Source organism: Shewanella cyperi (assembly GCF_017354985.1).
GTDB lineage: Bacteria > Pseudomonadota > Gammaproteobacteria > Enterobacterales > Shewanellaceae > Shewanella > Shewanella cyperi.
In genome coordinates this window covers 21,986-42,756 of the sequence record NZ_CP071501.1, presented here as the reverse complement: position 1 = coordinate 42,756, position 20,771 = coordinate 21,986, and the positions used below count along the sequence as shown (strand labels likewise).

Sequence of the window (20,771 nt, the reverse complement as noted above, 5' to 3'; positions counted from 1 at the left end):
CTTGATTTTGAATTCAATATTGATAGAGATGCGACTTCATTATAGCGGCAAGCACTGTCAGCACCAGCATAAGCACCAGCGCAAAATAGACGGGCTAGAGTGGTCTTTTAAACTTGCACGGCTTATTGGGGCATTCCAACCTGAGTCCGGCGCTACCCTTGCGCTGCACCAGAATGCCGAAGCCACAATCGGGGCAGGACTCGGCAACAGGGGGATAATTCACCAGGAACTTACATTTAGGGTAACAGCTACAGGCGTAAAAACCTTTGCCATACCTGTTGGTCCTGTGTTCCAGGGTCCCCTGCTTGCATTGGGGACAAGGCACAACCTCGGCCTCATCTGAGTGTTCCGGCTTTTCTATGTGATGACACAAAGGATATTGGGTGCAACCGATAAAGATACCAAAACGACCGGATTTAACCGCCAACTCGTGACCACATTCGGGACACTGGGATCCTTCAATGACCTGGGCCTCCATGGCTTCGTGTTGCACCAGGGGGCGGGTGTACTGGCAGTTGGGATAGTTGTTACAACCGATAAAGCTGCCATGTTTGCTGTGCCTGACCGACAGCTCACTGCCGCACTCGGGGCAGAGCTCGTACTCTTTTTCCAGTGCGTGCTCGTGGGCACTGAAAAGGTCTGAATCAATTTTGGACATGGGAACCTCGCCACAGCAATAGCCGCTATTTTAGCAAGCAGTGCTGCTTCAGGGAAAGGTAAGCATTAACACTGGATCTCCCAACCGATGATGATATATTGCATGCAATATTCAAAAAGGAGATTGGATTGAATGAAAGGCAAGTTGCTTCTGCTTTTTTGTGGCACGTTCTGGCTGACGGCCTGTAGCCATCAAGGCTTAACCCACCAGCACCTCACAGCACCGGACCAACACCAAATCAAGTTGGCGCCTGACAGTCAGCTATATTCCCGGACCAACTTTCAACAAGCCACAGCTGCCCTGTCCGATACCCTGGCTCCCGAGAAACTGCTCACTTATCTGCGGGCCTACAGCTATTTCGGCAACCCGGATCAGCTCAATGCTGCGGACTACCGCCAACTCGCGGCAGCCCTACAGGCACTGAGCCACAGCCGACTGTTTCTAGACTCCCACGGCAGCCAGGAACAACTGGCAGTGGTAAGCTATCGCTTCTTTGCCGACAAAGAACGCGGAGATGAACTTGCCCCCCTGCTTCCCATCTTGATAAACCAGTTGCGCCAAGTTGCGCAGCAAGAGAGCTCACTTGCCGGCGATTATGCCCTGTGGGAAACCCTGCGCGCCTTCGGCCTGCTGTTAAACGAAGCTCGAAAACAACCGGATAGCAGCCTGGCCAAGGTGTTATTGCAAGCCAAAGTCGACCAAGCCCTCCTCGACTTTGCCGCATCCACAGAGTCTTTACGTCAAGATGAGGATTGGCCGCGAATGAATGCCTACTGGGCCCTGGGCCAATACCGCTTACTGCTGCCATCAGACCCGGAAGGAAAAGCGACCACAGAGGAGCTGCAACTGGACGCAGCCGTCGCCAAAATCGCCATGGCCGACGTGGCCAAGCGGGGCGATGCCGCCCGGGATGCTTATACCCTGGGATATCATGTCAATCGCTTCGGTGGTCGGCAGGCCTGTCTCGACAACGCCAGCCTGTGTCGTATTCCCGATCAGCAGACGGTATTACCCCAAAGGCATAACTGCTCTCCCCGACTCTATGTGCTGGCTCAGGATTTAAGTCAGGAAGAGTTTGAACTCAGTTGTCAGCGGCTGATTTCCCAGGAGGGAGACTTTCATGACTTGCTGACAACCGCCCATAGTCCCACGGCCAATGATGGCAATGACTCACTGCAGGTGGTCGCCTTTAAAAATTGGAGTCAATACAACGCCTACGGCCAATTGCTGTTTGATATCAGTACGGATAATGGCGGCATGTATATCGAAGGTACCCCATCCAAACCGGGGAATCAGGCCAGTTTTTTTGCCTTTCGCCAATGGTGGATTGCACCCGAGTTTGCCGTCTGGAACCTTAACCACGAGTACGTGCATTATCTCGATGGTCGCTACGTGAAATACGGCGACTTTGGCCATTTCCCTGAAAAACTGGTGTGGTGGTCCGAAGGACTGGCGGAATACATCAGCAAGGGGGCAGATAATGCGGAAGCGGAAACCCTGGCCAGCGATATGGCAAACAAGGCCCCCTCCCTGGCAGAGATTTTCGCCACCCGCTACAGTGACGGCCTGGAGCGCACCTACAAGTGGAGCTATCTGGCGATCCGCTTTTTGGCCGAGCAGCAGCCCCAGGCCCTGGTACAGCTCAGCCAATGGCTGAAACGGGATTACTTTGGCGGATACGAGGAATTGCTGGCACAGATTGCCACTGAGCAGCAGGAAGCATTCACCCTGTGGCTGGGAGCGTTGCGGCCACAAACCGAGGAAGAAGCGCCGGTCAGCTACCCACGCAAACAAAATCGTTATGCCTACCGTGACTATTTAAGACCTGCCCATTTAATTCAGGATGAGCAGCATTTTCACTACTGAGCCAAGCCCATAAACAACAAAGGAGACCTGATGGTCTCCTTTGATTTGGGTGTTGAGGTTAGGAATGTAACCTGCCCTCGGGTTGTTCAAACACCAGATCTTCCATTTGGGCGTAGGCCGACTCATGACCCGGCGCGTTGAACAGCACCATAAGGATGACCCATTTCAGATCTTCAAGCACCAACACAGACTCATCCAGCTCCATCACCCTGTCGATCACCATTTCACGGGTTTCGACGCTGAGCACGTTAATCTGCTCCAGGAACATCAGGAAGCCCCGACATTCCACATCCAGCTTTTCCGTTTCCTCAGGAGTGTATATACGGAAGGAATGTTGGTTGTGATCGCACAGATAAGGAGTGTCACTCTCGCGCAAATCGGCCAAATGTTCGAGCCAACTCAAAGCCTTGAGGATCTCGGACTGATGAAACCCGGCGCGGGTCAATTCCTTGGTCAGTTGATCTTCATCGACCATCATCTCCACTTCGCTGTGAACATAGTTTTCGAATAGATACATGAGGATATCAAACATGGCTAGTTCCTCTTAAGTCTGACGTAACCACCGGGCACTTGCGCAACCCAACCCTGCAATTCAAGCTCAAGCAATTGTTCCAAAACAATATCTATTGGTTTTCCACTATGTTCCACCAGCCTGTCTAAGGATGTTGTTTCATAATCTACACTAGCCAACAGCGATGCAAATGGCAACTGGGAGCTGCGCTCGGCCCTTATCTGGGGGCTTGGCGGCAGCTTTTCAAGCTGGCATAGCAATAAAGTACTCAGCTCTTCCACTATATCGGCAGCGCAGGTGACAAGTTTTGCCCCCGATTGCAACAAATCATGACAGCCCAGATGCTGCTCATCCAAAATATGCCCCGGCACGGCAAACACCTCCCGCCCTTGCTCCAGGGCCATCCGGGCGGTAATCAAGGAGCCACTTTTGCGCGCAGCCTCCACCACCAGAGTCCCAAGGCTGATACCACTTATGATGCGGTTGCGACGGGGAAAATTACCGGCAAAGGCTTGAGTATCGGGCCAGTATTCGCTCATTACACAGCCCTTATCCACCAAGGCATGGTACAAGCGGCCATGACCTTTGGGGTAAATACAATCCACCCCGGTACCAAGCACCGCCAGCGACAGTCCCTGAACATCCAGGGCACCGCAGTGGGCTGCACCATCTATGCCCGCCGCCATACCGCTGCTAATCACAAATCCCAGCCGACTAAGCTCCGCAGCCAACCAGGATGCGGTCTGTAGCCCGGTGGCGCTGGCATGGCGGCTGCCGACCATGGCAATGGCTGGATAAAGGCAGGTTTCAGCCCTACCTTTGACAAAAACCACAGGGGGCGGGTCACTAATCAGCTTCAATAACGGGGGATAAAGGGGGTCACTGCAACAGAGGATATGGTGGTTGGCCTGGCGTTCTCGCCAGGCCAGGGCCAGTTCAACTTTTGCGGGATCGTAAGCAAGTCTGGACAGCTGGGCCGATGACAGAGGCAAAGAGGCCAAATCCCCTTGCAACCTCTGACTGAGCTCTGCCACGTCCATGTGGGTGAGCAGTTGCCGGATCCGGGCCGGTCCCAACCCGGAGGTAGCGCCGACAACCAACCAGTCGACCAGGGTTTCTGCTATTTATTCGCTCCGCAGGTTGGCACTCTCTGGCACGGTCAGCTTGTCGTCGGCACGCACAGGTCTGTCATTGACCATGATAAGCCCCATGCTGACCTTATCGAACACTTTGAATACCATCAGGTTGCCATGATAGATGTCCGGCACCTTGATGGCCTGCTCCGAACCAAACTTGGCCAGGAGGTTTTCATAGGCGTTGCGATCTATGGTCGACACGGGCATGCCTTCATCATCGATAACCACGGTTTCACCATCACGATAAATGGAGAACACATCACCGGGCTCTACGCCTGTGCTGCTGCCCTGGCTGATGTAGACCACATCCAACTTGCCCACTTCCCGCAGCTTTTTCTCTGAACCGAGTACATAGGCAGGTTCAGTGACACGAGCTGGCTTGGGCATAAAGTAGGCCGACATCAGGGAGTCATCTTCAATGGCGATGGCGCGGAAGCCGGCGCGGGTTTCCTTGAGGTTGGTCAGCAACTCCACCTTGGAGATGGGACCGGACTCGACCACCCGACCGCTGGCACTGAGGATAATTTCCTGGCCAAGTACGCTGTCGTCCACCTTGCTGGTAAAAATGCGGCCTGCGTCGTAGATACCCAACTTTTGGCCCTTGGGCAGTTCGGCATGCACATAAACAATGTTGTCGCTGACATGGAAGCGTGAGGGGCTTTCACCACCTAGCACCAGGGGTTGCTGGCCGAACCAATCGGGGTCGACCACCCGATTATTGACCAGATAAGGCTGGATCAATGCCAGGTCTATGGCCGGAACAGCCCCGTCTTTGGCCATCTTGCGACCTTCCGGGCTCTTTCTCAGCTGTGGCTTGACCACCAGTCTGGGTTCACCGTCAATGAACACCAGAGTCAGGCGGTCCCCCGGATAAATCAAATGGGGGTTGGCAATCTGGGGATTGGCTCCCCACAGTTTGGGCCAACGCCAAGGGTCATTGAGGAACTGGGCAGATATATCCCACAGGGTATCCCCCTTTTGCACTATATAGGAGTCCGGGTGGCCAGGCTTAAGAGTCAGGGTATCTGCCAACGCCAACGAACTTGTGACCGACATTAACGCGAATAAAATTAACCGTTTCATGGTAGCGTCCATGTTGTTTAGCTCTTATGACGAGCTTTTGCTGTTATTGATTGTCGCTACAGATTAAAATTGATCCAATAGCAAAGTCAGTATAACCAACTGGCATAGATTTGACAGAGTTGTTAAGAGTTTAACTATGGCATTATTGAAAGTATTACGCTTCCCAGACGAAAGACTGCGCACAATTGCAGCGCCGGTCACAGAATTCAACGAAGCGCTGCAGACCCAAATCGACAGTATGTTCGAGACCATGTATGAAGAAAAAGGCATAGGTCTGGCCGCCACCCAGGTGGATTTTCACCAACGCTTGATCGTGATGGATTTACAGGACGACATCGAGCGTCCAACCGTTTTTATCAATCCAGAAATCATCGATAAGCGCGGAGACTTCTGCAACGAAGAAGGCTGCCTGTCTGTACCCGGCGTTTACGCCAAGGTAGACAGGGCCGAGTTTGTCACAGTGAAGGCTCAGGATCGTCACGGCAAAGAATTCACCGTCGAAGCCGATGAGCTGTTTGCCATCTGCCTTCAACACGAAATGGATCACCTGCAAGGGAAGCTGTTCGTTGACTACCTGTCTCCGCTCAAGCGCCAGCGCATACGCCAAAAGCTGGAAAAAGCCGCCCGTCTGGAAAAATAACCATCAGGAAACGTTTTGAAGCCTCTCAAAATTATCTTTGCCGGCACTCCGGATTTCGCTGCCCGCCATCTGCAGGCTCTGCTCAGCAGTGAACATCAGGTTATTGCGGCCTATACCCAGCCGGATCGCCCCGCAGGACGTGGGCAAAAGTTGACCCCAAGCCCGGTCAAGTCTCTGGCACTGGAACACAATATCCCAGTGTTCCAACCCAAGTCGCTGCGGAAAGAGGACGCACAACAAGAATTGGCAGCCCTGGGGGCTGACATCATGGTGGTGGTGGCCTACGGCCTGATTTTGCCCAAGCTGGTGCTCGATACCCCACGCCTGGGATGCATCAATGTCCATGGTTCCATCCTGCCACGCTGGCGTGGTGCCGCTCCCATACAGCGGGCCCTGTGGGCCGGAGATGCCGAAACCGGGGTCACCATAATGCAGATGGATGTGGGCCTCGATACCGGTGACATGCTGCTCAAGGCACATTTGCCCATAGCAGCGGAAGACACCTCTGCCTCTTTATACGAAAAACTCGCCGAGCTGGGGCCCGAGGCGCTGCTCAACGCGCTGGCAGCCATCAGCGAGGGCGGTTTGAGCGCAGAGAAGCAAGACGAGTCCCTGGCCAATTATGCCGAAAAGCTCAGCAAGGAAGAGGCTCGCCTCGACTTCGGCAAGCCCGCCCGCCAACTGTGGCAGGAAGTTCGCGCATTCAATCCCTGGCCGGTCAGCTATTTCGAACATCAGGGTCAAACCATCAAGGTCTGGCAAACCGAACCGCTGGCGGAAAGCAGTAACAAGGCACCAGGCACAATAGTGGCCGCCGGTAAACAAGGTCTGGACATAGCAACGGCGGATGGCCTGCTGCGAATAAAGCAAATGCAACTGCCGGGTAAAAAGCCCATGGCAGTGGCCGACATACTCAACAGCCGCGGTGAATGGTTTACCCCTGGCACAGTGATCGGGAGCCAGGCATGAACCTGAGGGCCCTGGCTGCCAAAGCGGTCTTCGATGTGCTGGAGCGCGGTGTATCTTTGTCGGTCGCCCTGCCGGAACAGCAAAAATTGCTCAGCGACGGTAAGGACAAGGCTCTGCTGGCAGAGTTGTGTTACGGCGTCATGCGTTTTCTGCCCCAATTGGACCATTGCGTCAGCCAGTTCATGAGCAAACCGCTCAAGGGCAAACAGCGGATAGTCCACCAGCTGTTGTTGGTGGGGGTATATCAGCTTTACTTCACCCGGGTTCCGGCACACGCCGCCATATCCGAAACTGCCGAGGCCTGTCGCAAACTCAAATTTGAAGGCCTGGTCAAGGTCGTCAATGGTGTGCTGCGCAATATCCAGCGGCAGATCCCGGCCCTGGCGGAAAGCAACGACACCCTCAAATACAACTATCCCGGTTGGCTGCTGAAACGCTTGAAAGCCGCCTATGAACAGTGGCCGCAGATAGTGGAAGCCAGCCACCAGCGGCCACCCATGTGGCTGCGCAACAACCGGCGCCAACAAAGCCGCGACCAGTACATAGCCAAGCTGGTGGCGGCCGAGATCAATTGCCGTCCCGGTCTCAGTGACGATGCCATTGAGCTGGAATTTGCCACCGATGTCAGCCGTCTGCCCGGCTTTGCCGAGGGTGCTGTCTCGGTTCAGGACGGCGCCGCCCAATGGGCAGCCACACTGCTGGCCCCCCAGGACGGTGAACTGGTACTCGATGCCTGTGCCGCGCCCGGCGGCAAGAGCTGCCACCTGCTGGAACTGGCGGATATCCAATTGCTGGCGGTGGATGCCGACAGCAAGCGCCTCGAACGGGTACAGCAAAATCTCGATCGCCTGGCGCTCAACGCCAAGGTCATCCACGGCGACGCAGCCAATATCGACAGCTGGTGGAGCGGTGAAAGGTTTGACCGCATTTTGCTGGATGCCCCCTGCTCGGCCACCGGCGTTATTCGCCGCCATCCGGACATCAAGTGGCTCCGGAAGGACTCGGATATTCAAGAACTGGCTGAGTTACAAAAACAAATTCTGGATCACTGCTGGCAGTGGCTGAAACCCGGTGGCACACTGCTGTATGCAACCTGTTCCATATTGCCGGACGAGAACAGTAACCAGGTAGCGGCGTTCCTGGCCCGCACCCCCGATGCCAGGCTGGACGCGCTGCCACAACAGGCGGATCCCCAGGCCATCGGCTGGCAAATATTGCCGGGACAGGATGGCATGGACGGGTTCTTCTATGCCCGCCTGAAAAAAGCGACTCTTTAGGGATTAGGCAAAGGCCATGAAAATTATCATTCTGGGCGCCGGCCAAGTGGGCGGAACCCTGGCGGAAAACCTGGTCGGTGAAAACAACGACATCACCATAGTCGACAGCGACAAAAGCAAGCTGCGTACCCTGCAGGACAAGTATGACCTGCGGGTCGTGGTGGGCCACGGCGCTCACCCCGGGGTGTTGCGTGAAGCCGGCGCCGAAGATGCCGATATGTTGATCGCCGTAACCAACAGCGACGAATGCAACATGGCCGCCTGTCAGATTGCCTATACCCTGTTCGGTACTCCCACCAAGATTGCCCGGATCCGCTCCGAGCAGTACCTGGGCATGCAGGAAAAGCTGTTTATCGACAGTGAAACCAAAAACAGCGACAACCGTACCCGCGGTGGCTTCATCATAGATGAGCTGATCGCCCCCGAGCAGTTAGTGACCGCTTACATTCAGCGTTTGGTTGAATATCCCGGCGCTTTACAGGTACTTGAGTTTGCCGAAGGCAAGCTCAGCCTGGTGGCGGTAAGGGCCTATTACGGTGGTCCACTGGTGGGCAACGCCCTGGCGGCGCTGCGGGAACACATGCCCAATATTGATACCCGGGTGGCGGCCATCTTCCGTCAGGGTCGCCCTATCATGCCCCGCGGCACCACCATCATCGAGGCCGATGACGAAGTATTTTTCGTGGCCGACAGCCGCCACATCCGCGCCGTCATGAGTGAAATGCAAAAGCTCGACAACAGCTACCGCAATATCATGATCGCCGGCGGCGGCAACATAGGCATGGGCCTGGCCAAGAAGCTGGAGCGCAACCATTCGGTCAAGCTGATTGAGCACAGGGCCGAGCGTGCCGAGGCCCTGTCTGAAAAGCTGGAATACACCACGGTATTCTGCGGCGATGCCTCCGATCAGGAGCTGTTGCTGGAAGAGCACATAGACCAAACCGACGTCTTCATCGCCGTGACCAACGATGACGAGGCCAACATCATGTCGGCGCTGCTCGCCAAACGCATGGGCGCCAAGAAGGTGATGGTGCTGATCCAGCGCGAAGCCTATGTGGACATAGTGCAGGAAGCCAATATCGATATCGCCATCTCACCCCAGCAGGCCACCATCTCGGCATTGTTGACCCACATACGTCAGGGTGACATCTGTAACGTTTACTCACTGCGCCGCGGTGCCGCGGAAGCCATAGAAGCCATTGCCCACGGTGATGCCAGTACCTCCAAGGTGGTCGGCAAGCAGATCGGTCAGATTAAGCTGCCGCCAGGCACCACCATAGGTGCCATAGTGCGAGACGAAGAAGTCTTGATGGCCCATGACAAGACGGTCATAGAACAAGGCGACCACGTGATCCTGTTCCTGGTGAACAAGAAGTTCGTGGGCGAAGTCGAGCGTCTGTTCCAACCCAGCGCATTCTTCTTCTGATAGCCATGCTCAACTTCAAGCCGCTGCTGTTCATTCTTGGCACCTTCCTGTCGATGCTGGCCGGTTTTATGCTGGTACCGTTGACCTTCGCCCTGATTTATGGCGAGGAGACAGTGGGCGCCTTCCTGAGCGCGACCGTGGTCACGGGAATCGCGGCCAGCTTTTGTATCCGCAGCGGACAGCAGAAGAAAATTAAGCTCAATATCCGCGATATGTTTATGCTGACCAGCCTCACCTGGCTCATTGTCAGTTTGTTTGCGGCCATGCCCTTCACCCTGTACCACGGTATCAACTATACCGATGCCTTCTTTGAGACCATGTCGGGGATCACCACCACGGGCTCCACTGTGCTCTCAGGCCTGGATGCCCTGGACCACAGCATTTTGATCTGGCGCTCACTGCTGCAGTGGCTTGGCGGCATAGGCTTTATCGTGATGGCGGTGGCGGTACTGCCCTTTCTCAACGTCGGTGGTATGAGGCTGTTCCGCACCGAATCGTCCGACTGGAGTGACAAGGCCACGCCCCGCACCCAGGATATGGCCAAGGAACTGTTCTACATCTACATTTTGCTGACCATACTCTGTGCCATCTGCTATCACCAGGCCCAGATGAGCTGGTTTGAAGCCATCAACCACGCCATGACCACACTCTCCACCGGCGGTTATTCCACTTCAGATGAGTCCATGGCCCATTTCAGCCCTGCGGCGCACTGGGTCGGAGTGGCCTTTATGGCTGCCGGCGGCCTGCCGCTGTTGCTGTTTGTACAGATGATCCGCAGCGGCAGTTTGCAAGTCTGGAACGATGCCCAGGTCAAAGGCTTTCTGGCATTTCTGCTGCTGACCAGTGTGGCACTGGGTTACTGGCTCAGCATGGAAAAACAGCTGCCCTTTCTCGATGCGCTGCGCCTGGCCAGCTTCAACGTGGTCTCTGTGGTCACCACCACGGGCTACGGCCTCACCGATTACAGTAACTGGGGGGCTTTGGCCAACGTAGCCTTTCTGTTTCTGATGTTTATCGGCAGTTGCTCCGGTTCCACCTCCGGCGGGATCAAGATTTTCCGGCTGCAAATCGCCGGTGCCATTATGCGCGAACAGTTGAAGCAGCAATTCCACCCCAATGGTCTGTTCCGGGAGCGTTATAACAACCGCACCATCAGCGAAGACATTATCCGCTCTCTGGTGACCTTCGTGCTCTTGTTCCTGACAGTGATTGCGGCGCTGTCTTTGGTGCTGGTGCTGACGGGGCTCGACCCCGTCACCAGTCTGACAGGCGCGATTACGGCGGTCACCAATGTGGGGCCGGGTTTGGGCCCGGTCATAGGTCCGGCGGGGAATTTTTCCAGCCTGCCCGATGTAGCCAAGTGGGCGCTGTCCATCGGTATGCTGTTGGGGCGTTTGGAAATCTTGACCGTGGCAGTGTTGTTCCACCCGGGATTCTGGCGCTATTGAACTGCCACAGCTAAATTGCCGCGGTGGCCACTTTCAATTAGAATTATCTAATCATCAATGCTGTGAGTGAATCATGTCCGATACCATAGATGTCAATGCCATGGTGAACAATGCCGAGACAGCGGCCAAGTGGCTCAAAGCCATAGCCAATCCCTACCGCTTGATGATCCTTTGTCTGCTGTTGGATAACGAAATGAGCGTGACCGAGCTCAACGCCAAGGTGCCGCTGAGTCAGTCGGCCCTGTCCCAGCATCTGGCGGTGCTCAGGGCCGAAGATCTGGTGGATACCCGCAAGAGTTCACAGATAGTCTATTACAAACTCAAGGATGCCCAGGTCACCGAGATCATCTCCATCCTGCACCTGCGCTACTGTAGTTAAGAGCTGCAGTTAACTGCGGGCGGCAAAAGCCTCACCAAATCGCTGTACCTGTTCCCAATCGGTAAAATCAAAGGTGCCGGTCACATCGGTTGGCCCCTTGGTGAGCCACATGATGAAACGGATCATCTGTTTGTCGAAAAAGCCATAGGATGGGTAGCTAATCTTGCCGGCAAAGACTTCCAACTGCTGTGGTTGCCACTTGGACTGCAACAGGAATTTCTTCATGTAGGGGTTGGTATCAGGGGTGTTTTTCAGCGGTTTGCGGGCCACCACATTAACGGTGAAAAAAGCATTAATCTTTGCCGCCAACCGTTCACAGTGTTCATTCACAAAGGCCAGCAGCTCGGGCCTGTGTTTACCGTAACGAATGCTGGCGCCCACCAGCACCTTGTCAAAATCATCCAATGACAGCTCACCAACCTTATCCAGAGACACCAGGCTTACCTGCTCACCGGCGGCCTGACAGCAGTTGCGGATGCGCTCACAAATGGACAGGGTCTGGCCATCGACGGTCGAATAAATGAGTAATGTTTTCATCAGGTCTTCCAGAAGGTCGGGGTAAACAACACCAGCAGGGTGAAGATTTCCAATCGGCCAAACAACATGGCCAGCAGTAATATCCACTTGGCACCATCACTGACACCGGCATAGTTACTGGCCACCTCACCCAGGCCGGGACCCAGGTTATTGAGGCAGGCAGCGGTGGCACTGAAGGCGGTAATATCGTCCATGCCCATGGCCATCAGGGCCAACATGCAAAACACAAACACCAGCGCATAGGCGGAAAAGAAGCCCCACACAGCATCCACTACCCGGTCAGACAGGGCTGTGTTGCCGATCCGGATGGAAAACATGGCCCTGGGGTGTATCAGGCGTTTCAGTTCCCGCGAGCCCTGCAGCAGCAGCAACAAAACCCGGATCACCTTGATGCCACCGGCGGTAGAACCGCCACAGCCACCGATAAAGCTGGAAAAGATCAGCAGAATGGGCAGGAACAATGGCCATTGATGGAAGCTCTCAGTACCAAAGCCCGCGGTGGTGGAAATGGACACCGCCTGGAACAGGGCGTAGTCCAGGGTTTCCTCCGGCGAGTCGTAGATGCCTGAGTGGTAAAGGGTTGCGAAGCAAATCAACACCAACACGAGCTGGATGGCCAACAGCAGTTTGAATTCGGTATCGCGGAAATACACCCGCAAATTAATGCCCCGGCGTGAAAAAGCGGCAAAGTGCACACTGAAATTGACCGCCGCAACCAACAGGAAAAACACGCAAATCATATTGATAGCCGGGTTATCAAAATAACCCATGCTGGCGTCGTGGGTAGAGAAGCCACCAATGGCTATGGTGGAAAACGCATGACAGAGCGCATCAAAGGCTGTCATACCGGCAATCCAATAGGCGCCGGCGCAGGCCAGGGTCAGCAGCAGATAGATATACCACAGCGCCTTGGCGGTTTCGGCAATGCGGGGGGTCATCTTGCTGTCTTTCACAGGCCCGGGAATTTCCGCCCGATACAGCTGCATCCCACCAATGCCCAACACGGGCAAAATGGCCACGGCCAGAACGATGATCCCCATGCCACCCAGCCATTGCAGCAAATGCCGGTAGAAGAGAATCGCCTTTGGCAGGTCATCCAAGCCGACAATCACGGTCGCACCCGTGGTGGTCAGGGCAGAAAAGGATTCAAAAAAGCTGTCGGTCCAGCTCAGATCCGGTTCCTTGGAAAAGATAAAGGGCAAGGCCCCAATGGATCCCAGTACCGTCCAGAACAGCACTACAATCAGAAAGCCTTCACGGGTGCGCAGCTCGGCATGATGACGACGATTGGGGTACCAAAACAGGAAACCGAGGAGCAGGCAGACCACGAATGCCTGCAGAAACGCGGTACCACCGCCATCTTTGAACAATATGGCCACCAGGGCCGGAGGCAGCATGGTCATGGAAAACAGCCCCATCAACAGGCCTGTAATTCGGGTTATGGTTCTAAAATGCATGCTGCCGCTTCTGAAGATCCCAGCTCAGTGTATTCGGCGGCTATTCTCGCACAAATCCCGCTCATCGCCACTTATTTAGCGTCCTGATAACAAACCCGCAGCAGGCCCTTTGACTGGGTAGCCAGCGCCAGTTCCAGCTCCCGCCGCTTATCCAAGGCCAACAAAAAGTTCAGTTTGATAAGTTCAGCGAAATTGCGATCGCAAATTTCGGCATCCAGCTGCTGTAGCAGAAATTCCACATCTTTAAGCTGCCCGTAACTGCACTCGATACTGGCAGGATAACGCAGTTGTCTTATGGCTTGGGGCATCTGACGCAGCAACTGCTTAATACCCGAGGTATAGGCCCGCACCAAACCACCGACTCCCAGCTTGGTGCCACCGTAGTAACGCACCACCACGGCACCAATCTCACCCAAGTCGCTGCCACTCAGCACAGCCAACATAGGACGACCGGCGCAGCCAGCCGGTTCACCATCATCGCTGGAGCCGAGTCCGCTTTGTGCTCCCGGCGCGCCACAGGCCATGGCCCAACAATAGTGACTGGCACCGGGAAAGCGGTTTTTAATGTCAGTAAGTACTGACTTCAACCTTGATTCTGAGTCACAGTGAAACAGCAGGGTGATAAAACGGCTCTGTTTTATCTCTTCCTCAAGCAGCAACTCGGCTGCAGGAATGACGTATCTCTCGCTCACGCTCAGGCCAAACCCAGATCCCGGGTCATGTTCTCGTTTCTGTCCTGATGCACTATCACGTTGTCTTCGATGCGAATGCCGCCGTAGGGTCGCAGCTGATCCACCATATCCCAGTTCACCTGCTTGCCACGGGTATCGGCCTTAAGCTCGGCCAGCAGCGAATCTATGATGTACAGCCCGGGTTCCATGGTCAGCACCTGGCGCGGAGCCAGTATCCGGGTACAACGCAGGAAGGGATGTTGCTCGGGGGCGGCGATATGGGTGCCACGCTCATCGTGGGAGAAACCACCGACATCGTGCACCTGCAATCCCAGCATATGACCCAAACCATGGGGGAAGAAGGCGCCGGTGATCCCCTGCTCCACCAATCCCGCAGCATCGCCGCTGGCCAGCTTGAAGTCCAACAGCAGGGCCGCAATCTTGTCGTGGGTCGCCAGATGCAGATCGGTATATCGCACGCCCGGACGCATTTTGGCGATAAGGTCCAGTTGCACCTGGTTAAGGGCCGCAATCAGCTCGTCGAATACGTTCTTCTCAAAGGCATAGGTGCGGGTAATGTCTGAGGCATAGCCAAAATAACTGGCACCGGCGTCAATCAGGAAAGACAGCCTTTGGGCCGGCACCTGATGTTCCAGCGCTGTGTAATGCAGTATGGCCGCGTTCTGGTTAAGGGCGATAATGTTGTCGTAGGGGACTTCGTTGGCTGTTTGCCCCACGGCACTCAAATAGGTTTGCTGGATCTCAAATTCGCTGGCGCCATTGAAGAAGGCGCTTCGGGCGGCCTGATGACCGCGCACCGCAATCTGGTTGGCACGGCGCAGACACTCCAGCTCATAGTCGGTTTTAAAGCTGCGGTGATAATGCAGATAGCTCATCACGGCTTCCGGATTGCGGTGCTTGATGCCCAGCACATCGGCCACATCCAGATGCTCACCCATGTAGGCCCAGCGGGTCAGACTGGCGGGCAACAGCTCGGCCACCTTGTCGGCCTTGGTGAGCAATTTAATCTCGAAAAACTCACTCCAGAAGGCGTTGGGCTCATCGGCCACCTTGTGCCAGAAATCCACCGGACGGTAAAAAATCAGCGTCGGCTTGTCGCGGCCATTCACCAACAACCAGCAATTGGGGTTGTCGAGCACAGGCAACCAGGCCTTGAAATGGGGATTGACCTTGAACGGGTAGTTCATGTCATCCAAAAACTGCCTGTGTGCCTGTCCCGAATGAATGATCAGTCCATCCAACTGTTCCCTGGCCAAAATATCGGCGTAGCGACGGTTGAGTTCTGCTATGTGGGTGGCGTAGAGCGGGGCCAGTTTATCCATGATTGCGAGTCCTGTGATTGGTATTTTGCCGGGGCAGCTCTCAGAAAAAGAATATCCACAACAAGGCGCTGGCCGACTACTCTGAATGCTGGCAGTGTATCACAAAGGCGAAATTTCGCCCTAGCCGCCAAACAATTAAACAACCGTTTAAATTGGGTGTTGTAATTTTTATGGATTAGTCGCACACTGGGCGGCAAACTGGTCAAATGATGGCCGACTTTGCTGTAAAAGGAGAGCCAGGACCCAGGCCCCGGCTCCTGACCAAGAAGGAAAGCAAGCACATGATCTACCAAAGCCCTACCATTGAGGTCGAACTGACCGATGATAAGATTGCCCGGCTGTGTTTCAACTCCAGCGGCTCGGTCAACAAGTTCGATCGCGAAACCCTGGCGTCCCTGGATGCCGCGCTGGACAGTGTCAAAGCCGCCGATGCCAAGGCGCTGCTGCTGACCACAGGCAAAGATGCCTTTATTGTCGGCGCCGACATTACCGAATTCCAAGGCTTGTTTGCCGAAGACGAGGCCACACTGTTGACCTGGCTGGAACAGGCCAACCAGGTATTCAACAAGCTCGAAGACATGCCCTTTCCTACCGCCTCTGCCGTGAAGGGCTTTGCCCTGGGTGGTGGCTGTGAAGCCATACTGGCAACCGATTTCCGTATCGCCGACAGCAGTGCCAGGATTGGTCTGCCTGAGACCAAGCTGGGCCTGATCCCAGGCTTCGGCGGCACAGTCCGCCTGCCACGCCTGATAGGCGCGGACAATGCCATGGAGTGGATCACCACAGGCAAAGATCAGCGTCCCGAAGATGCCCTCAAGGTCGGTGCCGTTGATGCAGTGACAGCCCCAGAGCAGCTGGAAGCCGCAGCCATTGCCATGCTCAAGGATGCCATCGCCGGCAAACTGGACTGGCAGGCCCGCCGTGCCCGTAAGCAAGCCCCCCTGACCCTGCCCAAGCTGGAAGCCATGATGTCTTTCAACACGGCCAAGGGTATGGTGTTCGCGGTGGCAGGCAAGCATTACCCCGCCCCCATGGCGGCAGTCAATCTGATAGAGCAAGTGGCCGCCCAAGGCCGGGCCGAAGCACTCAAGGCCGAACACCAGGCCTTTATCAAGCTGGCCAAGACCGAGGTGGCTACCGCCCTTATCGGTATTTTCCTCAATGACCAATTGGTCAAGGGCAAGGCCAAGAAGGCCGGCAAGCAGGCCAAAGCCATCAACCAGGCCGCCGTACTCGGCGCCGGTATCATGGGTGGCGGCATTGCATACCAGAGCGCCAGCAAGGGCACTCCCATAGTCATGAAAGACATTGCCCAGGGCGCATTGGACCTGGGGCTCAATGAAGCGGCCAAACTGCTGACCGCCCAGGTTGAACGTGGTCGTCTGACCGCAGACAAGATGGCCAAGGTGCTGAACAACATCACCCCGGCCCTGGAATACGCCCCCATCAAACACGCCGACATTGTGGTCGAAGCCGTAGTGGAAAACCCCAAGGTCAAGGCCATGGTACTGGCCGAAGTGGAGTCCCAGTTGGGCGATGAGGCCATCATTGCCTCCAATACTTCTACCATCTCCATCAATCATCTGGCCAAGAGTCTCAAGCATCCCGAGCGCTTCTGCGGCATGCACTTCTTTAACCCTGTACACAAGATGCCGCTGGTGGAAGTCATTCGCGGTGAGCACAGCAGCGACGAAACCATAGCCTCTGTGGTGGCCTACGCCAGCAAGATGGGTAAGACCCCGATTGTGGTGAACGACTGCCCCGGCTTCTTCGTCAACCGGGTATTGTTCCCCTACTTTGCCGGCTTCAGCGGCCTGCTGGCCGACGGCGCAGACTTCGCCGCCATCGACAAGGTGATGGAGAAGCAATTTGGCTGGCCCATGGGCCCTGCCTATCTGCTGGACGTGGTTGGACTCGATACCGGCCACCATGCCCAGGCCGTAATGGCCGAAGGCTTCCCCGATCGTATGGGCAAGAATGGCAAAGATGCCATAGATGTTATGTACGAGGCCCAACGTCTGGGACAAAAGAACGGCAAGGGATTCTATCAGTACAGCGTCGACAAGCGCGGCAAGCCCAAGAAGGAACAGGACGTTGTCGCCTATGAGCTGCTGCAGGCCGCCTTCGGTGAGCAGAAGTCCTTTGAAGCCGACGAGATCATTGCCCGCACCATGATCCCCATGATCATTGAAACCGTGCGTTGTCTGGAAGAAGGTATCATCGCTTCTCCGGCCGAAGGCGATATGGGCCTGGTGTACGGTCTGGGCTTCCCTCCGTTCCGTGGCGGCGTCTTCCGTTACCTGGATACCATGGGCCTGGCTAACTTCGTCGCCCTGGCAGACAAGTATGCCCACCTGGGCGGTCTGTATCAGGTCACCGATGCCATGCGCGACCTCGCCGCCAACAACGGCAGCTACTACTAGGCCTATTAGGGAAGGAATTACACAATGAAACAAGCTGTTATCGTAGATTGCATCCGCACTCCCATGGGCCGCTCCAAGGCAGGCGTATTCCGCAACGTTCGTGCCGAAACCCTGTCCGCCGAACTGATGAGGGGCCTGCTGCTCCGTAACCCGGCGCTGGATCCCAACACCATAGAAGACGTGATCTGGGGTTGTGTGCAACAGACTCTGGAGCAAGGCTTCAACATTGCCCGCAATGCGTCACTGTTGGCCGGTATCCCCAAAACCGCCGGCGCCGTTACCGTGAACCGCCTGTGCGGTTCCTCCATGGAAGCCCTGCACCAGGCCAGCCGCGCGATCATGACAGGCATGGGCGACACCTTCATCATTGGTGGTGTTGAACACATGGGACACGTACCCATGACCCACGGAGTCGACTTTCACCCCGGCTTGGGCGCCAATGTCGCCAAGGCGTCCGGCATGATGGGTTTGACCGCGGAAATGCTTGGCAAGCTCCATGGCATCAGCCGTGAAATGCAGGACCAGTTTGCCGTGCGCTCACACCAGCGCGCCCACGCAGCCACGATGGAAGGCCGTTTTGCCAAGGAAATCTATGCCATCGAAGGACATGACGCCAATGGTGCCCTGTTCAAGGTTGACTACGATGAAGTGATCCGTCCGGAAACCACCCTGGAATCCCTGGCGGCCCTGCGTCCGGTGTTTGATCCTGCCAACGGCACAGTCACCGCCGGTACCTCTTCGGCCCTGTCAGACGGTGCTTCGGCCATGCTGGTAATGGAAGAGTCCAAGGCCCGCGCCCTGGGCTTACCGATCCGCGCCCGGGTACGCTCCATGGCAGTGGCCGGTTGTGATGCCGCCATCATGGGTTACGGCCCTGTGCCGGCAACCCAGAAGGCCCTGGCACGTGCCGGTTTGACCATCCAGGATATGGATGTAATCGAACTGAACGAAGCCTTTGCCGCCCAGTCTCTGCCCTGCGTGAAAGACCTGGGATTGATGGATGTGGTCGAAGACAAGGTTAACCTCAATGGCGGCGCCATTGCCCTGGGACACCCGCTGGGTTGCTCCGGAGCCCGTATTTCCACCACACTGATCAACCTGATGGAACACAAGGACGCCACCCTGGGTCTGGCCACCATGTGCATTGGTTTGGGCCAGGGCATAGCCACAGTGTTCGAACGCGTCTGATCCTGAGGCATCAACTTAAACAGCCGGGCTTTTGCCCGGCTGTTTTATTTGGGTATCTGTTTGATTTTGGCGAAACTCTCGCCTTTACTTAAGTTCGCCACCATGCCCCAAAAGTGAAGTACTGCGAACAGGATGTCCAGAGATGCTGCCTACCGAACAATCACTTATCGAACAGATGCGGATAACCGAGCTTGAAATAGAGCACAGAAAACATCTGTTTGGCTTCACCGCCACCGATGAAACCATACTGAAACAAGCCAGCTTGGCCATAGCAGCCCACATAGATGACATAGTGGACGCCTTTTATCGTCAGCAAACCTCGGAGGCCGATATCGCCCTGCTGATCGGTGACTCGGACACCTTGAAACGGCTGCGGGCCTCCCAACGGCGCTATATTCTCGACCTGTTCAATGGCAGTTATGACATAGAGTACATCAACAACCGACTGAGGATTGGTCTGGTCCATAAGCGCATTGGGGTTGAACCCAAGCTGTATCTGTCGGCGGTACATACCCTGAAGGAACTGATCTTCCACACCCTGGCCCGACTGATGGATGAGGAAGAATATCAACTCAGCATCAAGGCGCTGGATAAATTAATCCTGTTCGATGTCAGCCTGGTGTTTGATACCTATATTCGCAGCATGCTGTCTGAAATTGAAAACGCCAAGGACAAGGCGGAACTCTATGCCCTCAGCATGGAGAACAAGGTCAAGGAACGCACCCAGCAATTGGAAGAAATGTCGCGCACCGATCCGCTCACCGGCTTGCTCAATGTGCGTCACATAGTCGAAACCGCCACCAAGGTGTTGCGGGCGGCGGAGCGTCGCACCGAATCCGTCACCGGCATCTATATGGATATAGACAATTTCAAACACTTTAATGACTCCCAGGGCCACAGGGCCGGTGACGATGTGCTGCGCGCCGTTGCCAACGCCCTGAAAGAGGCAACCCGCCCGGAGGACAGCTGCTTTCGCTATGGCGGTGATGAATTTTTCGTGCTGCTGCCAAGCTGCACCGCCCAGGAAGCCAGCGATACCTTTTTACAGCGGTTTGAGGAATGCCTGAAGCGGGATACCAAGGGAATACGTCTCAGCATCGGCATGGCAGAAACCGGTCCCCGGCATTTTATGGAACCCGCAGAGTTTATAGATGCCGCCGACGCACGCATGTATGATGAAAAGCAGAAACACAGATTGATGCTCGGTGCGCAGCCTGAAGCCACGGCCGGGCAAGAAACCGAATTGCAACTTATCAGCACGCCGAGCCAGGTACACAAGATACGTTAATGTGTTCCACGTGGAACATTCGGGCCGCAAGGCTTGGCGCTTAAGCCAGAACGGAGTAAGATTAGCGCCGTCTTCAGCAATTCGAACCAAGGCAATGAGCGATATTTACACCCAAGCACAACATCAACTGGATGCCCTCGGACTGCGCTGTCCCGAGCCTGTGATGATGGTGCGCAAGGCCGTGCGACACATGGCCGAGGGCGAGACCCTGCTGATCATTGCCGACGATCCGGCCACCGCCCGCGACATTCCCAGCTTTTGCCAATTTATGGACCATACCCTGGTTGCCAGCGACACCAACGGCAGCCCTTTCCGCTTCCTGATCAAGAAAGGCCTCTGAGCGCAAGCTTTCAGCCCGTTCGTCCAAGGTCATCATTTGAAACAGATATCGGGTTTTCCTGAGCACAATTTTGTGAGATAAAAGAGGCTCTTTGAACCAACTGTATACAAAATAACTATACGCAGTTGCTC

19 protein-coding genes are annotated in these 20,771 nt (G+C 55.5%); 11 read left to right on the top strand and 8 right to left on the bottom strand.

Annotated features, from left to right (window positions below; genetic code table 11):
• Positions 1-94: 94 nt before the first annotated feature.
• On the bottom strand, positions 95-658 hold the full coding sequence (locus tag JYB84_RS00175; RefSeq protein ID WP_207321479.1) for a DNA topoisomerase family protein: 564 nt from the start codon (positions 656-658) through the stop codon (positions 95-97).
• Between the two features lie 132 nt (positions 659-790).
• Here JYB84_RS00175 and JYB84_RS00170 point away from each other — a divergent pair, with 132 nt between their 5' ends.
• Positions 791-2,524 carry a collagenase gene (locus JYB84_RS00170; RefSeq protein ID WP_207321478.1) on the top strand — a complete coding sequence of 578 codons (1,734 nt, stop codon included), beginning with the start codon at positions 791-793 and terminating at the stop codon, positions 2,522-2,524.
• A 58-nt stretch (positions 2,525-2,582) separates the two neighbouring features.
• Here JYB84_RS00170 and JYB84_RS00165 read toward each other — a convergent pair whose 3' ends face one another.
• The 3 genes from JYB84_RS00165 to JYB84_RS00155 are packed head-to-tail and all read right to left on the bottom strand — an operon-like array spanning position 2,583 to position 5,266.
• Positions 2,583-3,056 (bottom strand): DUF494 family protein, encoded by a 474-nt coding sequence (locus JYB84_RS00165; protein WP_207321477.1) that lies wholly within the window; start codon positions 3,054-3,056, stop codon positions 2,583-2,585.
• Between the two features lie 2 nt (positions 3,057-3,058).
• On the bottom strand, positions 3,059-4,135 hold the full coding sequence (dprA, locus tag JYB84_RS00160) for a DNA-processing protein DprA (RefSeq protein WP_456114981.1): 1,077 nt from the start codon (positions 4,133-4,135) through the stop codon (positions 3,059-3,061).
• Between the two features lie 24 nt (positions 4,136-4,159).
• On the bottom strand, positions 4,160-5,266 hold the full coding sequence (locus JYB84_RS00155) for a LysM peptidoglycan-binding domain-containing protein (protein WP_207321476.1): 1,107 nt from the start codon (positions 5,264-5,266) through the stop codon (positions 4,160-4,162).
• 124 nt (positions 5,267-5,390) lie between these two features.
• Here JYB84_RS00155 and def point away from each other — a divergent pair, with 124 nt between their 5' ends.
• The 6 genes from def (at position 5,391) to JYB84_RS00125 (ending at position 11,393) form a co-directional block, all read left to right on the top strand.
• Positions 5,391-5,894, top strand: a complete 504-nt coding sequence (gene def / locus JYB84_RS00150; RefSeq protein WP_207321475.1) for a peptide deformylase — start codon at positions 5,391-5,393, stop codon at positions 5,892-5,894.
• Between the two features lie 15 nt (positions 5,895-5,909).
• Entirely contained in the window at positions 5,910-6,863 is a 954-nt protein-coding gene (fmt, locus tag JYB84_RS00145; protein ID WP_207321474.1) for a methionyl-tRNA formyltransferase, read from the top strand.
• Complete coding sequence (rsmB, locus tag JYB84_RS00140; RefSeq protein ID WP_207321473.1) at positions 6,860-8,140, top strand: 16S rRNA (cytosine(967)-C(5))-methyltransferase RsmB; 1,281 nt, start codon at positions 6,860-6,862, stop codon at positions 8,138-8,140. Before fmt ends, rsmB begins: the two co-directional genes overlap by 4 nt.
• Positions 8,141-8,156: 16 nt before the next feature.
• Complete coding sequence (gene trkA / locus JYB84_RS00135) at positions 8,157-9,566, top strand: Trk system potassium transporter TrkA (protein ID WP_207321472.1); 1,410 nt, start codon at positions 8,157-8,159, stop codon at positions 9,564-9,566.
• A gap of 5 nt (positions 9,567-9,571) precedes the next feature.
• Positions 9,572-11,014, top strand: a complete 1,443-nt coding sequence (locus tag JYB84_RS00130) for a TrkH family potassium uptake protein (protein WP_207321471.1) — start codon at positions 9,572-9,574, stop codon at positions 11,012-11,014.
• Between the two features lie 73 nt (positions 11,015-11,087).
• Complete coding sequence (locus JYB84_RS00125) at positions 11,088-11,393, top strand: ArsR/SmtB family transcription factor (RefSeq protein ID WP_207321470.1); 306 nt, start codon at positions 11,088-11,090, stop codon at positions 11,391-11,393.
• 9 nt (positions 11,394-11,402) lie between these two features.
• On the opposite strand, the gene hemG is transcribed toward JYB84_RS00125, so the two are convergent.
• The 4 genes from hemG to pepQ all read right to left on the bottom strand — a co-directional run bounded on the left by hemG (position 11,403) and on the right by pepQ (position 15,401).
• Positions 11,403-11,930, bottom strand: coding sequence for a menaquinone-dependent protoporphyrinogen IX dehydrogenase (gene hemG / locus JYB84_RS00120; protein ID WP_207321469.1), 528 nt, complete (start codon positions 11,928-11,930; stop codon positions 11,403-11,405).
• A complete protein-coding gene (locus JYB84_RS00115) occupies positions 11,930-13,387 on the bottom strand; it encodes a TrkH family potassium uptake protein (protein ID WP_207321468.1) in 1,458 nt (485 codons plus the stop codon). The genes hemG and JYB84_RS00115 overlap by 1 nt, the downstream gene beginning before the upstream one ends.
• Before the next feature lie 71 nt (positions 13,388-13,458).
• Positions 13,459-14,079 carry a YigZ family protein gene (locus tag JYB84_RS00110; RefSeq protein ID WP_207321467.1) on the bottom strand — a complete coding sequence of 207 codons (621 nt, stop codon included), beginning with the start codon at positions 14,077-14,079 and terminating at the stop codon, positions 13,459-13,461.
• Positions 14,080-14,081: 2 nt separating this feature from the next.
• Complete coding sequence (gene pepQ, locus JYB84_RS00105; protein WP_207321466.1) at positions 14,082-15,401, bottom strand: Xaa-Pro dipeptidase; 1,320 nt, start codon at positions 15,399-15,401, stop codon at positions 14,082-14,084.
• Positions 15,402-15,682: 281 nt separating this feature from the next.
• On the opposite strand from pepQ, the gene fadB reads away from it, so the two are divergent.
• The 4 genes from fadB to tusA all read left to right on the top strand — a co-directional run bounded on the left by fadB (position 15,683) and on the right by tusA (position 20,640).
• Positions 15,683-17,824: a fatty acid oxidation complex subunit alpha FadB gene (gene fadB, locus JYB84_RS00100; RefSeq protein WP_207321465.1), complete on the top strand. Its 2,142-nt coding sequence runs from the start codon at positions 15,683-15,685 to the stop codon at positions 17,822-17,824.
• A gap of 24 nt (positions 17,825-17,848) precedes the next feature.
• Positions 17,849-19,012 (top strand): acetyl-CoA C-acyltransferase FadA, encoded by a 1,164-nt coding sequence (gene fadA / locus JYB84_RS00095; protein WP_207321464.1) that lies wholly within the window; start codon positions 17,849-17,851, stop codon positions 19,010-19,012.
• 142 nt (positions 19,013-19,154) lie between these two features.
• Positions 19,155-20,300 carry a GGDEF domain-containing protein gene (locus tag JYB84_RS00090; protein ID WP_207321463.1) on the top strand — a complete coding sequence of 382 codons (1,146 nt, stop codon included), beginning with the start codon at positions 19,155-19,157 and terminating at the stop codon, positions 20,298-20,300.
• Between the two features lie 94 nt (positions 20,301-20,394).
• A complete protein-coding gene (gene tusA, locus JYB84_RS00085) occupies positions 20,395-20,640 on the top strand; it encodes a sulfurtransferase TusA (protein ID WP_207321462.1) in 246 nt (81 codons plus the stop codon).
• The last annotated feature ends 131 nt before the right edge of the window (positions 20,641-20,771 follow it).

Bases quoted from the DNA above. Each gene is read 5' to 3' on its own strand.
- JYB84_RS00125 (WP_207321470.1), top strand. From the start codon at position 11,088: ATGTCCGATACCATAGATGTCAATGCCATGGTGAACAATGCCGAGACA.
- trkA (WP_207321472.1), top strand. From the start codon at position 8,157: ATGAAAATTATCATTCTGGGCGCCGGCCAAGTGGGCGGAACCCTGGCG.
- rsmB (WP_207321473.1), top strand. From the start codon at position 6,860: ATGAACCTGAGGGCCCTGGCTGCCAAAGCGGTCTTCGATGTGCTGGAG.
- fadB (WP_207321465.1), top strand. From the start codon at position 15,683: ATGATCTACCAAAGCCCTACCATTGAGGTCGAACTGACCGATGATAAG.
- pepQ (WP_207321466.1), bottom strand. From the start codon at position 15,401: ATGGATAAACTGGCCCCGCTCTACGCCACCCACATAGCAGAACTCAAC.
- JYB84_RS00090 (WP_207321463.1), top strand. From the start codon at position 19,155: ATGCTGCCTACCGAACAATCACTTATCGAACAGATGCGGATAACCGAG.
- JYB84_RS00170 (WP_207321478.1), top strand. From the start codon at position 791: ATGAAAGGCAAGTTGCTTCTGCTTTTTTGTGGCACGTTCTGGCTGACG.
- JYB84_RS00175 (WP_207321479.1), bottom strand. From the start codon at position 658: ATGTCCAAAATTGATTCAGACCTTTTCAGTGCCCACGAGCACGCACTG.
- def (WP_207321475.1), top strand. From the start codon at position 5,391: ATGGCATTATTGAAAGTATTACGCTTCCCAGACGAAAGACTGCGCACA.
- JYB84_RS00130 (WP_207321471.1), top strand. From the start codon at position 9,572: ATGCTCAACTTCAAGCCGCTGCTGTTCATTCTTGGCACCTTCCTGTCG.
- JYB84_RS00115 (WP_207321468.1), bottom strand. From the start codon at position 13,387: ATGCATTTTAGAACCATAACCCGAATTACAGGCCTGTTGATGGGGCTG.
- fadA (WP_207321464.1), top strand. From the start codon at position 17,849: ATGAAACAAGCTGTTATCGTAGATTGCATCCGCACTCCCATGGGCCGC.
- JYB84_RS00155 (WP_207321476.1), bottom strand. From the start codon at position 5,266: ATGGACGCTACCATGAAACGGTTAATTTTATTCGCGTTAATGTCGGTC.
- hemG (WP_207321469.1), bottom strand. From the start codon at position 11,930: ATGAAAACATTACTCATTTATTCGACCGTCGATGGCCAGACCCTGTCC.
- tusA (WP_207321462.1), top strand. From the start codon at position 20,395: ATGAGCGATATTTACACCCAAGCACAACATCAACTGGATGCCCTCGGA.
- JYB84_RS00165 (WP_207321477.1), bottom strand. From the start codon at position 3,056: ATGTTTGATATCCTCATGTATCTATTCGAAAACTATGTTCACAGCGAA.